This is a genomic window from Moorena sp. SIO4E2 (assembly GCF_010671945.1).
GTDB lineage: Bacteria > Cyanobacteriota > Cyanobacteriia > Cyanobacteriales > Coleofasciculaceae > Moorena > Moorena producens.
Window position 1 is genome coordinate 1 of record NZ_JAAHIE010000148.1, and the last position, 14,562, is coordinate 14,562.

General features: G+C 43.4%; 16 protein-coding genes and 1 pseudogene. 4 read left to right on the plus strand and 13 right to left on the minus strand.

What is annotated here, in order from left to right; translation table 11 throughout:
• Together F6K37_RS16780 and F6K37_RS16785 are read left to right on the plus strand one after the other, a co-directional pair.
• Positions 1-224 (plus strand): D-alanyl-D-alanine carboxypeptidase family protein (locus tag F6K37_RS16780; RefSeq protein WP_287251278.1); only part of this gene is annotated, 224 nt, incomplete at its 5' end.
• Positions 225-737: 513 nt separating this feature from the next.
• Positions 738-1,406, plus strand: a complete 669-nt coding sequence (locus F6K37_RS16785) for an ATP-dependent Zn protease (protein ID WP_287251280.1) — start codon at positions 738-740, stop codon at positions 1,404-1,406.
• A gap of 114 nt (positions 1,407-1,520) precedes the next feature.
• Here F6K37_RS16785 and F6K37_RS16790 read toward each other — a convergent pair.
• The 7 genes and pseudogenes from F6K37_RS16790 to F6K37_RS16820 form a co-directional block, all read right to left on the minus strand.
• Positions 1,521-1,838 (minus strand): annotated as a pseudogene (locus F6K37_RS16790) (methyltransferase domain-containing protein); the annotation flags it as partial.
• 47 nt (positions 1,839-1,885) lie between these two features.
• A complete protein-coding gene (locus tag F6K37_RS16795; protein ID WP_287251281.1) occupies positions 1,886-3,265 on the minus strand; it encodes an RNA-guided endonuclease InsQ/TnpB family protein in 1,380 nt (459 codons plus the stop codon).
• Positions 3,266-3,344: 79 nt separating this feature from the next.
• Entirely contained in the window at positions 3,345-3,680 is a 336-nt protein-coding gene (locus F6K37_RS16800) for a class I SAM-dependent DNA methyltransferase (RefSeq protein ID WP_287251283.1), read from the minus strand.
• 99 nt (positions 3,681-3,779) lie between these two features.
• Positions 3,780-4,367, minus strand: a complete 588-nt coding sequence (locus tag F6K37_RS16805; RefSeq protein ID WP_287251285.1) for a Uma2 family endonuclease — start codon at positions 4,365-4,367, stop codon at positions 3,780-3,782.
• A 118-nt stretch (positions 4,368-4,485) separates the two neighbouring features.
• Positions 4,486-6,465 (minus strand): WD40 domain-containing protein, encoded by a 1,980-nt coding sequence (locus F6K37_RS16810; protein ID WP_287251286.1) that lies wholly within the window; start codon positions 6,463-6,465, stop codon positions 4,486-4,488.
• 240 nt (positions 6,466-6,705) lie between these two features.
• Entirely contained in the window at positions 6,706-9,102 is a 2,397-nt protein-coding gene (locus F6K37_RS16815; protein WP_008179849.1) for a heavy metal translocating P-type ATPase, read from the minus strand.
• A 386-nt stretch (positions 9,103-9,488) separates the two neighbouring features.
• Positions 9,489-10,163 (minus strand): glutathione S-transferase family protein, encoded by a 675-nt coding sequence (locus F6K37_RS16820; protein WP_287251288.1) that lies wholly within the window; start codon positions 10,161-10,163, stop codon positions 9,489-9,491.
• 687 nt (positions 10,164-10,850) lie between these two features.
• Between F6K37_RS16820 and F6K37_RS16825 the strand changes: the two genes are divergently transcribed.
• Positions 10,851-11,099 carry a DUF4160 domain-containing protein gene (locus tag F6K37_RS16825; RefSeq protein ID WP_044492297.1) on the plus strand — a complete coding sequence of 83 codons (249 nt, stop codon included), beginning with the start codon at positions 10,851-10,853 and terminating at the stop codon, positions 11,097-11,099.
• Positions 11,086-11,403 carry a hypothetical protein gene (locus tag F6K37_RS16830; RefSeq protein WP_008179846.1) on the plus strand — a complete coding sequence of 106 codons (318 nt, stop codon included), beginning with the start codon at positions 11,086-11,088 and terminating at the stop codon, positions 11,401-11,403. The genes F6K37_RS16825 and F6K37_RS16830 overlap by 14 nt, the downstream gene beginning before the upstream one ends.
• 110 nt (positions 11,404-11,513) lie before the next feature.
• Here the strand turns inward: F6K37_RS16830 and F6K37_RS16835 are convergent, their stop codons facing one another.
• The 6 genes from F6K37_RS16835 to F6K37_RS16860 form a co-directional block, all read right to left on the minus strand.
• Positions 11,514-11,765 (minus strand): EF-hand domain-containing protein, encoded by a 252-nt coding sequence (locus F6K37_RS16835; protein ID WP_008179845.1) that lies wholly within the window; start codon positions 11,763-11,765, stop codon positions 11,514-11,516.
• 12 nt (positions 11,766-11,777) lie between these two features.
• Positions 11,778-11,978 carry a hypothetical protein gene (locus tag F6K37_RS16840; protein WP_008179844.1) on the minus strand — a complete coding sequence of 67 codons (201 nt, stop codon included), beginning with the start codon at positions 11,976-11,978 and terminating at the stop codon, positions 11,778-11,780.
• Positions 11,978-12,367, minus strand: coding sequence for a tail fiber domain-containing protein (locus F6K37_RS16845; protein WP_143764191.1), 390 nt, complete (start codon positions 12,365-12,367; stop codon positions 11,978-11,980). Before F6K37_RS16845 ends, F6K37_RS16840 begins: the two co-directional genes overlap by 1 nt.
• 130 nt (positions 12,368-12,497) lie before the next feature.
• Positions 12,498-12,674, minus strand: a complete 177-nt coding sequence (locus tag F6K37_RS16850) for a hypothetical protein (RefSeq protein WP_154659679.1) — start codon at positions 12,672-12,674, stop codon at positions 12,498-12,500.
• A gap of 52 nt (positions 12,675-12,726) precedes the next feature.
• Complete coding sequence (locus tag F6K37_RS16855) at positions 12,727-12,900, minus strand: hypothetical protein (protein WP_271968735.1); 174 nt, start codon at positions 12,898-12,900, stop codon at positions 12,727-12,729.
• A gap of 279 nt (positions 12,901-13,179) precedes the next feature.
• Positions 13,180-14,520: a cytochrome P450 gene (locus F6K37_RS16860; RefSeq protein ID WP_008181967.1), complete on the minus strand. Its 1,341-nt coding sequence runs from the start codon at positions 14,518-14,520 to the stop codon at positions 13,180-13,182.
• Positions 14,521-14,562: the final 42 nt, after the last annotated feature.

Consider the following 14,562-nt stretch of genomic DNA (forward strand, 5'->3'; position numbering starts at 1 on the left):
AGTTTGAGAATACGGCAGCTTTTAAGTGGTTGGAAAAGAATGCGGCTTTCTACAGCTTTGAGTTGTCTTTTCCTAGAGACAATCCCCAAGGAATTAGTTATGAGCCTTGGCACTGGAGGTTTGTGGGCGATACCAAGAGCTTGGAAACGTTCTACAAAGGTAAGAAACCTACTCCTGCTCCTTCTCCTCCATCGGAAACACCAAAATTTGAGGACGAAGTATGAAGGTTTTCTGTCAGAATGCAGAATGTGTAATTATAAATTATTAATTGAAAATTCAAAAATGTAGAATTAAAAATTCTGAATTATACATCCTAAATTATTAATTAAAAAAGGTTGTTCGCCAAGGCATTACCGTAGGGTAAGTTATCTGTTTTAACGCCATGGACGGAGTCCCGCTTTCAGCGAACGCTTGGCCTTTTGGCCAAGGTTGAAATATGAAGTATGAAAGGCTTCGATACTTGTAACCACAGTAAAAGTTGCAATTAATAATTAAAAATTTATATCATATTTATATAAAGATTATATAAAAAAAATGTTCATAAATAGCATGTAATCTTCCTAATATTTATCGCTTTCCTGTTCGCTGTTCGCTGTTCCCTGTTCGCTGTTCGCTGTTCGCTGTTCCCTGTTCGCTGTTCGCTGTTCCCTGTTCGCTGTTCCCTATTACCTACTATTTACAATTGTTCAAACAAACATGATATAACTAACAATGAAGTAACAAGTAACCAAGAACAAATGCAACAAATTGCGCTGAATTTAATTGCTATTGGTGTTTTTGGCATGACCCTTTCGGTTTTGCTAGGACCACTGTTGAATATTTCTCCGGCAATCCCTGCGGTAACTACTTTTGGTGTCTTGAGTCTTGTTACCCTAGATGGCTTCAGCTTCCAAGGGAAAGGGTTAACGCTGCTGTTAGATGTATTGGCGAGTAACAATCCTGAACATCGCGGACGCATAATTCGCCATGAAGCGGGTCATTTTCTGGTGGCTTACTTACTTGGTATTCCAATCACTGGTTATACCTTAAGTGCTTGGGAAGCTTTGAAGCAGGGACAACTGGGTAATGGTGGTGTGACCTTTGATACTGAAGCACTATCCGCTAAGGCTTCTAGTATTCGGGAAATGCGATTAACCTTAGATCGATTTTGCACGGTTTGGATGGCAGGCATTGCTGCGGAAACTATAGTCTATGAGAATGTTGAGGGAGGAGCTGAAGACTGCGACAAACTCCGAGAGGCTTTGGAAGGGTTAGGTTTTTCTGGTAGTGAGTACTCAGTGAAAGCACGATGGGCTGAGCGTCAAGCGACTAGTATGATTACTGAACACTGGGAATCTTATGAAGCACTGGTGGCTGCTATGGAAAAACGGGCATCTGTGACAGAGTGCTGTGAGGTGATTCAGTAACTATAGCGCTTTGGTTAGGGAGTCGGGAGTCGGGAGTCGGGAGTCGGGAATCGGGAAAGAGAAGGAGGTGTGGTAGGTGATCGGAGGTGTGAAGAGAGGGAATTATTATTATAGTTATGAAGGTTTTTCAAAGATACTTAGCACAACGGGTCCGAGGAGATGGTAATGCCCTAAACATGACAAACCGGCTATCTGGCCAAATTCTTCCCGTTGCTGTGGGCTATAGAAACGAATCTGGTTAGGGGAAATTGGTAAAGATTTTTTTCGCTTTCTAACAGTATAATCTACTAGGTAATAATGTCCTTTGGGTTCCAATACCCGACTAACTTCTAAGAAAACTTGTTGAGGATTTAGGTAGTGTAAAAAGCTGATGGTATTAAATACTGCTTCAAATTCTTTGTCAGCAAAGGGTAGAAATTCAGCATTGCCTTTTCTTTGACATCTCCCCCGGCTGAAGCACGGGGGATTCTACAAGGTTGCTACGCAGCAGGGTGAACCCGTGCTGCTTCGCTTCTTGTTCGGTATGATTTTTTTAGAGAGTTAAAAAGATCGTACCGATGTGGGAGTGTCAAGCTCCCGCTACCCACCTTGGCCAGATCAAGACCTAACTGTGTGGCTACTTTTCGCGCGATATTTGCCGCTCCGTTAGTATCTGCGTTAATCAGATATCCCTTGGCTGTTTCATACAAACCACGTCTTACCCGTTTTCCTGAGGGCTTCCATCCTTTGGGTTTTTCACCATGTTTCGGTAATGGATCCTCGTCTAAGTAAGACGCTTTACTGGTATAAGATTCTTCAGTGATTGTTAGCTTGATGCCATACTCGGGGCAAAGTTGCTTCAACCTCTCTATCAATCTTTTGGTGGGAATTGCAACAAAGATTTGATTGCTTCGTCGCCCAATGTTGATTGAATCTTTTTGCCGCTCATTCCAGCCAAAAATGATATTACCAACTCTATCATTTAAGCACCGATTAATAATAAATCTGGCCGCCTTGTTGATTGCATCGCGCATTTGATTATTACGCTTTCTTTGAACCCGATCGAGGTTAGCGTCCCAGAAAAATTCAGGCTTTCCGGTCTTGTACTTTGCTACCAAGCGGGCGTACCCTTGATTCATCGACTTGAGTTTACGACCGTCGATTATGAGACTTTTGCCCTGAGTAGAGACGCCGGTGAGCCAGTTGTCGCCCCCATGGTCGAAGCTCCAAGCCTGCGAATAATCAAGATTAGGATTGTGTTCGTACGACTGCCTCCCATCGTCAATAACCCAATCGAGCCAAAGCTGCCCTAGGTAGGGGCGAATAGTTACCTCTTTGACCCAGTCGGGATCTATAAATTCTGGCGGTTCCAATGTTATCTCGCAGAGTAACTCGGGTTTAGACTCTTTGCTAACCGATGGATAGAACAGCCCTTTTTTGTAAGTTAATGCTTGCTTTGGAAAAGTAACAGCAGCTAAGCCACCTTTTTGGCGATATCTAGGAAGCCTTGGCCTGTCAACTTCGCCTTTATAATATTGCCTAACTAATTGGTTGTAACTAGTCATCGACTCCCCTACAGACTTCAACGTTTGTTGAGCTGACTGGGCAGCCATAGCCTTATAATGAGGACTCATCTTAAGAGCCTTGTCTAATTCAGGATATTTAACTGCGCATCTGTAGGTCTTCCAACCAAACTTAAGGACGTCATCACGCCAGTAAGTCGTATAGCCCTCAGGTTGTTCACGTAACCAACTATAGTGTTTTTGCTTGGCGTAATATATCGCACAATTGATTAGGCTATTGGCCTGTTCGCATTGAAACACCCAGAAAGCATTTTCTTCATCTGTAAATGTCCCCTTAACTGGGATTGTTCTATACATGTTACTATCACCTAATTGCTCCTATTATAGCTTAATTGAATTGAATGGATACGGCGGGGTAAACCCCGTCGCGTCCGTTTCATCCCCGGTCTTTAGACGCAGGGTTCTCACGTTCCCGGATTTTTTGATAGATTATTCGCTGCCGATGCTGGTTTTTTTGTCGGGCTTGAGCGAGCATTTTAGTAGATAAATCTACCCCAGTGCCTCGAAGATTGGGAAACTCTTGAGCAAGACGATTCAGTAAACGACCTGTGCCACAGCCAAGATCTAATACATTGGGCTGATTTGTGAGTTCTACAAACTCTAACAGCCGTTTATGGAGTGCTTGGTAAAATACTGTGGTGAACAGGATGTCATAGTTTGGTGCCCACAGATCAAAGAACTTTTCTTTGATGCTAAAAAAATTACTACTCATTATGACGTTTAAATATTGTTCGCTTTTGATTTTCGGTGTAGGGTAGCTTGAATAGTTAAATGGTAGAGGAGGGAGCAAATTTAATGATTAATCCAAAAATTAATCTTGAGTAAGTTGAAAATTTACCCCCTCGTAAATATCTTGAAAAGAAACGCTTAACTCTAAGGAGTTAAGAGAAATAACGGAATTTTCTGATTCATACTCAGTGAACTGCCATTGATTGGTAGCAGTTTTATTATATTGCAGTAGACGATACTCACTTTGTTCGATTAGAATATATTCTTTGAACTCTGAAATAGAACGATAGTATAAAAACTTATCACCTTGGTCATAGTTTTTAGTATAGTTTGATAAAACTTCGACAATTAACATCGGGTTTGTTACTGTAGTTGTACCCTTACCTGTGTAAACTGGTTCACCCTGAATTACCATAACATCTGGATAGGTATACTGACGGTAACGAGGTATCCACAAACGCACATCACCAATGTAAACTTTGTACTGTTTTCCCTTTAATCCGAGTTTGAAAAGGGTAGCAATATTAAGGGCAATTTGATTATGATTGGTAGTGCCACCAGTCATTGGTATAATTTCTCCATCCCGATATTCACTCTTGTATTCTGCTGTTTCTTCTAGTTTTAAATAGTCTTCTGGAGAATAATAGTTTTGTTGATCTTTTAGTTGCATCGGTATTTAAAATTTTCCTTTGTTATTCTGTTGACCGTAAGTATAATTATTAGTTTTTAATCATCCTATTGCCTATTGCCTATTGCCTATTGCCTATTGCCTGTTGCCCCCTAGGTACCTAGCGCCAAATTTTGATGGTGTTGTCGAAACTACCACTGGCAAGAGTTCTGTTATTCGGACCAAAAGCAAGAGCATGAATGGTGTCTGAATGACCGTTGAGAGTGCCAATTTCTTGAGTTGTATCAACATCCCATAGCTTTATAGTAGTATCTGCACTACCACTAGCGAGGATTTGGCCACTACGGTCAAATGCGATCGCATAAACCCAACCATTATGTCCGTGAAGGGTGGTGATTTCCTGGGCAGTGCTAATATCCCAAAGCTTGATAGTACCGTCAGCACTAGCACTGGCTAGGGTCTGTCCATTGGGAGTGAACGCGATCGCAAGCACCTGGTCTGAATGCCCTTCAAAGGTGTGAATTTCCTGACCACTTAAGGCATCCCACAGCTTGATGGTAGCGTCAGCACTACCACTAGCAAGGATTTGGCCATCTGGCCTAAAGGCTACTGAATTAATCAATGATGAATGTCCGGTCAGAGTAGTGAGCTGCTTTAGGGTACGAACATCCCAAAGCTTAATGGTGCGATCACTAGCGCCACTGGCAAGGTGGTATCCTTGGGGGTGAAAGGCAATGGAATTCACGTCACCGGAATGCCCTGTGAAGGTGAAAATCTCCTTACCATTACGCACATTCCAGAGTTTGATGGTCTCGTCAGCGCTACCACTGGCAAGACTTTTTCCCTGAGGACTAAATGCCACAGCACGCACTTCAGCGGAATGCTTAGAAAACCAACCTCCAAAGGTAAGGATTTCCCAGGCTGTTTTCAACTCCCACAACTTGATAGTTTTGTCCCTACATCCACTGGCTAGGGTACGTCCATCAGGGCTAAAGGCTACAGAATAAATTTCATCGGAATGACCGTTGAGAGTGGTTGCTGCAAAAACGATAATCCTGGGATTACCTCTTGGTGGCCGAGAGTTGCTTGTTACATTAGTTTTACCAGTTTTACCAGTTTTACCAGTTTTACCAGTAGATTGGGGAGTTTGTTGATTACGGTGGAATTGCCCCCAGGTCAGACCAGCTTCGGTTTCTTGGGTGATTCCTAAATCGTCCATCACTGCGATCGCGGATTGATACCTGAGCTTGATGGAACTCTGAATCATTTTGTCGAGAATCCGACTCAATTGTCTACTGACGGGATTATGGAGCAAAAAATCCCGCCAGACAAAGCCATTTTCCATCGGATCGTATAAATTAAATGGCTGAGTTTGGGTCAATAAATGAATGCAGGTGACCCCTAAACTATAGATGTCACTGGCAAATACTGCTTTACCAAAGATTTGTTCCGGGGCCGCATAACCAGCACTACCAATAGTTGTGCCAGTTTTGGCTAAGGTAGTGCGTGTGGCATACTTGGCTGCACCAAAATCTACCAATACCAGGTCTGGGGGAGTGATAATGCCTTGGCCAGCACTGGGGCGGAGGATACCACGACGAATGATATTCTCTGGCTTGATATCCCGATGAATTACCTTACCTTGGTGGATAAAGTTGAGCACTGGTAACAACTGACTCAGGAGTCTACGAATCTGACTTTCTCGGAATGGTTCAGTTGCTGCCAACTCTTGAGCTAAATTTTCCCCATGGATAAATTCCTGAACTATGTACCAGTGATGATCTTGTTGAAAATGGGCGAAGAGTTCAGGAATCTGGGGGTGTTTGCCCAACTGTTCCAAGCGCAAGGCTTCCTGGTGAAATAATCGAGCAGCTCTGGTAGGATAATTGTTACCTTTATTGTTACCTTGATTATTAGCTTGATTATTACCTTGGGGGTAAAACTGCTTAATCACACAGTAGGATTTAGAGGCTTTTCCCTCGTCGATGGCCAAAAGGGTTCTGCCAAAGCCTCCTGCTGCAATCAGCTTAATAGCTCGGTATTGCTGTCCTAACAAGAGTTTAGTGCCGCAAGTTTGGCAAAACTTGTTGGCATCAGGATTGTAAGGCTTAGGGCAGTTGGGATTGAGACAGTAGCTCACAGAAACAACTGGTTAGATTACTTGTGTAAGCATTCAGCCGTCAGCTGTCAGCCGTCAGCTAATCAAGGGGAGGTAGTAAACAAGCTTACGGGCTGGTACGGCTGCTTGAAAATCTCTGCTAGTCTTACTGATCCGACCCCGTCCAGTTAAAGCCCCTGATAGCACCTCAAGTACCGTGCGCGTAGTGCATCAGCTGATAGCTGATAGCTGATAGCTGAATACTTACTTACTTGTATTGTTTCATAACCCAGAAATAGGTTGAAAATTCCGTAATCGCAACGCATTAGTTACCACAGATACTGAACTAAATGCCATCGCTGCACCAGCAATAATGGGATTGAGTAACCAGCCAAAGATCGGGAATAACACACCAGCCGCAATCGGAATTCCTAATACATTGTAGATAAAGGCAAAAAAGAGGTTAGTGCGAATAGTGCGGAAGGTAGCACGACTTAGTTGAATGGCTGTAATGATGCCTTGTAAATCCCCGGAGATTAGGGTCAGATCAGAAGCTGCGATCGCAACATCAGTACCTGTACCAATGGCAATGCCCACGTCTGCTTGAGCCAGAGCTGGGGCATCATTAATCCCATCCCCTACCATTGCTACAGTTTTGCCTTCTTTTTGGAGAGTAGAGATGATGCTAGCTTTTTGATCTGGTCGGACTTGAGCAAATACCCGATGGATGCCAACCTCGTTTGCGATCGCATCAGCAGTTTGTTGATTATCTCCGGTTAGCATTACTACCTCTAATCCCAACCGCTTCAAGGCTTTCACCACCTCAGCTGAAGCAGGTTTTAGGGCATCAGCAATGCCCACAATGCCTTCAACTTTACCATCAACTGCGATCCAAACTACCGTTTTACGGCTCGCCTCCCAATCCCCCTGATAGTCTGCTAAAGACCGATCCGGTTGCACCGTCACATCTGTGTCAATCCCTAATTCTTCCATCCATCGTTTTGTCCCAATCTGCACCAATCTCTTGCCCTTGAGCCCATCATCTGTCGGTTCGGAAGAGAAGAGGGGATGATCATGATCAACAATTGCCTGTACCCCACTGCCAGCAACAGCAGTAAAATTCTCTGGTGTTGGTAACTGCAATCCTATTCCCTGAGATTGGGCATAGCGCACCACTGCTTCAGCTAAGGGATGTTCCGAATGACTCTCTACCACTGCCGCTAGTTGCAACAAGTTGATTTCATTGCTGCCGGTAAAGCTGCCCAGTTCTGAGGAGGAGTCATAGATGCCTCCAACTGTAATAAAATCCGTTACCGTAGGTTTCCCTTCCGTTAGGGTTCCGGTTTTATCTAGGACGATGGTTTGCAGTTGATGAATCAATTCCAGACTTTCGGCATTTTTAATTAAAATCCCGTTTTCTGCGCCTTTACCAGTCCCTACCATCACTGCCGTTGGAGTAGCTAGACCTAAAGCACAGGGACAAGCAATGACTAACACCGCCACCATATTAATCATCGCTAGGGTAGGATTTCCTGTGGTCATCCACCAAACTCCAAAGGTGACCATTGCGATCGCAATCACTACCGGCACAAACCAACCTGTCACCTGATCTGCTAAGGTTTCAATCGGTGCTTTAGACCCTTGAGCCTGGTGTACTAACTTAACAATCTGTGCCAGTACGGTATCTTTCCCGACCCGAGTCGCCTGGAACTGGAAGCTACCAGTTTTATTAATCGTTGCTCCAATCACTTCATCCCCCGGCTGTTTCTTGACCGCAACACTTTCTCCTGTCACCATGGCCTCATCTACACTAGAAGCCCCTTCTATAACTATGCCGTCTACCGGAATAGTTTCTCCTGGACGCACTAATACCACATCCCCAACTTGCACCTGAGCCAAGGGAATATCCTGGGCTTGACCATGGCGAATCACACGAGCGGTTTTAGCTTGTAATCCCATCAATTTACGAATTGCTTCAGATGTCTGTCCTTTAGCCCGGTGTTCCAGCAATCGCCCTAGCAAAATCAGGGTAATCACTACAGCAGTGGTTTCATAGTACACAGGGAGAGTTACCCCTTGGGGTAGGAAAGATTTCAAAACAACCGGGGGCAACACAGTGGGAAACAGAGAATAGACATAGGCAGCACTAGTCCCAAGGGTGACTAGGGTATTCATATCTGCTGTTTTGTGTTTCCAGGCTTTCCATGCTCCAGTTAAAAAGGACTGTCCACACCAAAACAGAACCGGTGTGGTTAATACCAGCTGTAGCCAAGGATGATGTAACCAAGATGGAATCCAGGGGATAGATAATCCTGTCATCATCGGTAGTGAACCAATCACTAAGACAGTACTGAGCACAGCACCGACAATGAATTTTCGTTTTAGGTCAAGGGTTTCCGCTTGACGTTGCCATTCGAGATCATCAGGCTGATCACTGATATCCTCGATCGGGAAAGCTTGGTAGCCAGCATCACTGACTGTCTGTTGAATCAGTCTAGTTAGTTGCTGGTTAGTTTTTTGGGGGTTAGTTTCCTCGGTATTGTAGGTAATACTAGCTTCTTCTGTACCAAAATTGACGCTGCACTCTACCACACCTGGAACGGCTTGAATCACCGTTTCAATGCGTCTGGCGCAACCAGCGCAGCTCATTCCTTGTAAACGAAAGTTTTGTTGTTTCATGATTGACCCTCACCCTACAGTTAAAGGATAAACTCTCTAGTTTAGTGGAGAGTCAAGGGGATAAGTGTTAGTGGGTAAGGATTCAGCTTAAGCGCTACGCGCACGCTACGCGAACAGCCTTCAGCCGTCAGCCGTCAGCTGACGTAACAGAAATTAAACCAATGCTTAGGGAGTAGCCAAAAAATAAAATACCAGATTTTAGCTTGTAGGGTGGGCAAAAACATTTTGGTTCAAATGAGTCTTATAGATAAGATAACTTTGCCCACCCTACTTTAATTGGTATTTTTTTTACATGCAAGTCCCTTACCTGTTTTATTCAAAAGCTGTGAGCTGATAGCTGATAGCTGATAGCTGATAGCTGACCGCTGACCGCTGATAGCTTACATTTACTTTGTCTTATTTCCCCCAATCAGTTCACGAGCACGCAGTTTTACCAGAACTTTTATTCGGCGCTTGAATTCTTCAAAATCCTCTGCACTCAAGTCTGTTTTCTGCCATGCTTCCCGTTGCATCAATCTTTTAAACCACTGATCCATGTTAGGATAATCAGTAAGATTAATCTCTAACTTCGGCAATAACGATATTGCTGCGACCGCAACGATATCTCCTAAGGTTAACTGGTCCGAAGCAAAGTAAGGGCTGTTTCCTAGCAAGTCTGATAAAAATTTGAGTACTCTATCTAGCTTCCGCTTGGCTAGTTTAAATTGTGGTGAATCTTCCTTTTGACAGATTAGTTGAATTACTGGGGAAAATAGCTCATTAGCAGTCAACAATTGTACCATCCGTACCTTGGCTAATGCCTCTGGTGAAGTTGGCAGCAGTGCAGGTGTGGGATATTTGGCTTCCAAGTAGTCCATAATTGCCAAGGATTCTACTAACCGCAAACCGTTATCTTCCAGAACGGGAATGTGATGAAAGGGATTAATTTCTAAAAACTCTGGTTTAAATTGATCGCCATCTAATTTAAGTAATACTGTTTCAAAGGTAAGGTTTTTTTCTAGTAACGTGAGCCAGACACGACGAGCATTTGGGGAGAGGGGATTGTAGTAGAATTTGAGCATCGATTATTTATCCGGAAGTTTACCTTTGAAGTTTAGCTTAAGTTTACCGAAAAAAAACTTTTGGTTGGTTGTTATAGCGCTACGCGCAAGGCATGCTAGCAATAGGCATGCTAGCAACAGTTGACTACAACAGCTTAGGTGCGCTCTTACCATTAAGAATTAAATTCGCCACGGGTCGCACTTTTGCTGCTTGTATCAATGTCCTAACTTTAATGCGTAGTGCTATATAGAGGTTCTAGCATTTATGAGGTACACTTTTCAAACTCAAAGTCCCCCTTATTAAGGGAAACGGGGGATCAATTTGTACCTTATGGGATAGATAATTGCTATAAAAGGTAAGATTAGTTCTGAAACTTCAGGGTCTGTGAACTCAAAAAGTTAGCTAGTGTAACGGGAGGGAAATTAAGAAACTAATGGGGATCGCAACAACCCAACCCTGGCACCACAAGTTCACCAAAACTAGCCCATCAGAGAATTTTCCCATACCTGAGTGATAGTCTGTCGGACATCAGCAAAGGCGGAAGCTAACCTAATGGGCTTACTATTGTTGGCAGTTCGTGTGATCGGCTGCTACTGTTTTGGGATCACTGAATTGAGTAGATTATAAATGTTGTGTGTTTTTTATAATAAATAATGGTGGGTTACGGCTTGGCCTAACCCACCCTACAAGATCACAATGATTGCGCTATGCCTGTTGTCTTGCGAGTTAAAGGATATAAGTTTTCGTTCTATATGGCTGATCTAGCTGAACCACCTCATATTCATGTCAACAAGGATAAGCATGAGGCAAAATTTTGGTTAGAACCAATCGCACTTGCTAAGTCAGTTGGGTTCAAACAACATGAACTTAACGAAATTGAACGTATCTTAAAAGCAAATCAGAGCTTTATTTTAGAAGTTTGGTATAAGGAGCTGAAAAAAAGTGATAGCAACTAAAGTTCAACTCCAGATTGACGACAACTACAATCCGATTATTCCCATTTACATTCCCAATCTGGATGAAGTTCGTATATTTGCCCACCAACTCCATGCCCAAGGGCTAACCTGGACAGGGGAAGCATTTAGCTGGTCAGCGGAATATACCTCTGAGCAAGCTAATCCACCATTAGACTCTCAAATGGAGTTTACCCCTGCTAGCTTTTGTATTGGTGAAAGTGGTATCTGGTTTTTCTCACTAACCTGGGAAAATGGCAAAGATCAAGAACCTGTTGAATTTCTAGACGATCGAAACCTTGTTTGAGAAATCGACTGAATGGCACTTACCTAAAAAGTCAGCCCTGAGATGATTGATGGTGCGTTACGGCTTCGCCTAACGCACCCTACGATATCTACAATATCAAATTATCGAACTTAGAAAGAACCGAAAAGATAATTACCAGGAGAATCTGGGTCATCACTTTTGTGAAATTGTTCAAGCAAGTCTTTAAACTGATCCTTAGACAAAGTGTTACCTGCTTTCAGATTTAGCTTAGAGCAAGCAATCTCTAATTCTTCATCGCTAACTCCCCAGGCTTTGAGCAAATTATAAAATTCTTCAGGACTTATAACACCATCCCCATTCTGATCAAACAGCCATACAGAAATACCAGCAGGGTTGCCCACCCTCCGAGCTTCTCAACGCAACTGATCAGGCAACTTGATCCGACTGATTGCCTGCTCTTGTTCCTTTAGGCATAGTTCCTGTTGGGCTATAATTTTTTCCTGTTCCAGAAATTTTTTATAAAGGGCTTGGACCGCAGCCATTATGATGCCATTATCATCAATTGACACATCCTTATGACCGACATTCAATCTATTATAAGCAGTATCAAGCATTAGTCTATTCCCTCACTTTGCTCCGACACCAAATCGGCAAGTTTTTCCAGCAAGCGGGCGTTTTTCTCCAGCTTTTCCTGATTTTGTGCAATGCGATGGTTTTGCTCTTCAATCAGCTGATTTAGCCCCTTGATGGAAGCCAGACAAACACCAATGGCGTCCATATGAAATATGTGCTTGTCCGTGTTGCCAAGACCGAACGCTCCGTAAAAATCCTGTGCCATTGGCCCCATATGACGGATTGCAGGATCCTCAGATTTATAGTTCCAGGTTTGGATGGGGATGTCTGCTAATTTTTTCAAAACCACTTGAGGATTGGTCGCCTCTACATTTTCCACAAACTCCGGATCAGCCGACAATGGAATTGCCCGCCGCGATAAACGCTTCATGATGTCGTTAACAATGCTCATGTTTTATTTGAGAACATAATGGTCATTCTGGAACAAATCTATGGTCAAAACGAAAGCAGAGCCCCTGTCGAGATCTCCGCTTTCCTAAAGTTTACGGCCAAGCCAACATTCAGAGCAAAGAGGCCAAAACCTGATCTACATCAACATCGGCAATGTTTTGCTTGAGGTGGCGATCGCTACGAGTACGAGCTAGTGCAGGCTCTGCGATCATCAAAAATGTGATGACAATGGGAAATACCACAACCAGGACAGATATTGCAGTAGTTAGCCACTTTTTCAGGTTCATTGGATTTCTCCTTAGATAGATTTTTAGGTAAAGTTGAAAGCCAAGCCAACATTCAGAGCAAAGAGGCCAAAACCTGATCTACATCAACATCGGCAATGTTTTGCTTGAGGTTGCGATCGCTACGCTGAGCTAGTGCAGGCTCTGCGATCATCAAAAATGTGATTACAATGGGAAATACCACAACCAGGACAGATATTGCAGTAGTTAGCCACTTTTTCAGGTTCATTGGATTTCTCCTTAGATAGTTGATTGTTAACGCCAAAACACAGATATCTCCAAACTACATAGAAATCATTTATGGGTTCTGAGCCAGTAAAGGTTGCACCTGTGTTTAAGCGTAGCAAGTCACGGGGTTATTCTATAGGAGACCGATCTAAGCTGTCAATAACAGCACCTGTAGATTCATAAGTTGTATCAAATGTTAACACAAGTTCATTTAGCTACAGCAGTGTCTTAGGATGGCTTAGACAGGGCGACATTTTCTTATCCAATAAAAATCCTATAGTTAATAGTTTACTCTACGGCTAAACTTAACCTTAAGTCCATCCCGGGGATGGGGAGTTGGAATCACCACCATTTCTAAATCTTGATCGGGCACTAATTTCCAGTCATAATCCCGGAGCAATTGAGCCGCGAAAATCCTCATTTCTAATTTGGCAAACTCCCTGCCTAAACATTCCCGTAAACCGCCACCAAAGGGGATATATCCAAATATTTTTTGTTTATCTTCTGTCCTCTCTGGGCCAAACCGATCTGGGTCAAAGCGTTGATGATATTGATAAATTTCCTCATCTTTGTGGGTTTCGGTAATTTGGCACAGTATAGTCCAACCTTGAGGAATCAAGTAACCGTTAAATTCAAAAGACTGAATAACCTTCCGAAACAGACCACTAACAGGCGGAATTATGCGCAGCACTTCTTTGAGCACTTGCTCTAGATACGTCATCTGCTTGAGATGTTCCATGGTTAGGGGTTCTGAACCAGAAAACTGCTGTTGTTCAGCACGGAGATGGGCAAGAACATCTGGATGCTGCGCTGTCAGCAGACAAAAGGATGCGATCGCAGAGGTTAAGGTTTCGTGGCCTGCAAACAACAACAGAATTACTTGGTCTTGGATGTCATCTAAACTCAAGGAATTCCCCTCGTCATCCCGGGCTTGTAACAATAATCCTAAGGCGTCCTGTCCGGAATTTTTCTGTTGCTGTCGCTGTCGCACAATGGTTTCAATATGGGTCAGCAATCCTTGACGAGCACGCAATGCTTTAGCAAACCTTGTCCAAGGTAGAGAAATTGGGATAGTGAACAATCCCTCACAAAAGTTCTTAAATACTTGAGCCAAAGCGGTTTGGGAACCTGCATCAGTTCCCATCAGCAAGGTACTAGCGATATCAAAGGTATAGTCCCGCAGTTCAGGATACCAGGTTAAGGTTCCCATCTCTTCCCATTTCTCAAGATAGTTGCTAGTAATGTTGGCCATGGTGGGAATATAACTAGCTAATGCTCTCGGTTGAAACGCCTGGGACATTAACTTGCGGCGCTTCTGGTAGAATTCTCCATTTTGGTTAGTCAGTGAGGCCGCTCCAAGTAAGGTTGCTGTGCTTTTGGGCCAGCTAGCAGCAACATACTTATTTTCGTTAGTAAACAGAAATTGATTCGCTTCTGCAGTAGTCATCGTCACCGCAGGACTACCAAAAATGTGGGTTTTGTAGATGCGCCCATACTTGTCTAACCGCTTTTTGTGGAAATTTCGATCCGTTAAAAAGCTGATGGTCTCACCGATAATGGGTAAACAGACATTACCAGGGGGCAATGGAAGCGAACGCATATCTTGAGTGGTGGTTTCCATGGAAATAAGCAAGCTGCAGGGTCAATGCTTATTATCTCTTGC